Origin of the sequence: Oligella sp. HMSC09E12, from assembly GCF_001808505.1 — a bacterium.
Classification (GTDB): Bacteria; Pseudomonadota; Gammaproteobacteria; order Burkholderiales; family Burkholderiaceae_B; genus Oligella; species Oligella urethralis.
Genome location: NZ_KV793611.1, coordinates 1 through 887 on the forward strand (window position 1 = coordinate 1; position 887 = coordinate 887).

Annotated in this window: 1 pseudogene; it reads right to left on the reverse strand. The window is 52.3% G+C overall.

What is annotated here, in order from left to right:
* A pseudogene (locus HMPREF3179_RS09930) lies at window positions 1-887 on the reverse strand (DDE-type integrase/transposase/recombinase); the annotation flags it as partial.

Here is an 887-nt window from a genome sequence, read left to right on the forward strand (position 1 = left end):
CCCTCGCTCAAGACACAACGCTGTAAGAGTGCTGCCGCAAGCGCTGAGTCTTCTGTTTCATGCACCTCATAGCCCACGATTTTACGGCGATAGATGTCTTCAACGAGGTAAAGATAATAAAATTGACCCCGTACACGTGACGGGCAGTATGTGATATCCCAACACCACACTTGACGTGGACCGGTCGCATGATGCGTTGTCGGTTGAGGGCTCGGTTTAGGCGCACGGCTGCGACCTCGGTGATGCAGCTGGTTTGCTTGCCGAAGCGTGCGGTAAAAGGTTGCTTCAGAAGCGATATAAGCACCTTTGTCAAGTAGATCAGCCACGATTTGACAGGGTGGCAAGTTGGCGTATTCTGCACGATTGCAGACCGTCAGAATCAGCTCTCGTTCCTCCTGACTCAAACTGTTTGCTGGCTTAGGTCGAACGGCTGTCGGGCGTTTATCGGCTTGAACAACACCATCCTTTACCCAACGACGATAACTACGCAGCGCAAGACCGGCTTCCTCGCACGCCCTGGCTAGACGTGCTCCTTGGCGGTGAGCGGCTTGAATCAAGCTGACCACATGTTGGCGCTCTGAGAGTGAGGTCATTCGTCCTCGCTTTCCTCCCAAAGCGCATTGAGCTTTTTTCGCAGCATCAACAATGCTGCTGCCTCCGCTAGCCGCCTTCTCCTTACGTCTAATCTCACGTTGCAATGTCTTGTTTTCTTGACGTGTGGCTTGAAGTTCTTTGCGAAGCGCTTGAGCTTGCGCTTTGCTTTGGTCAAACGACTGTAGACACTCCGACTTCCATCGCTTAAGTTGCTCAGGGTAAAGACCTTTTTCTCGGCAATAAGCACTCAACTCAATCTCCGAAAGCGAGGCGGTTTCTATCACAGTCGCCAG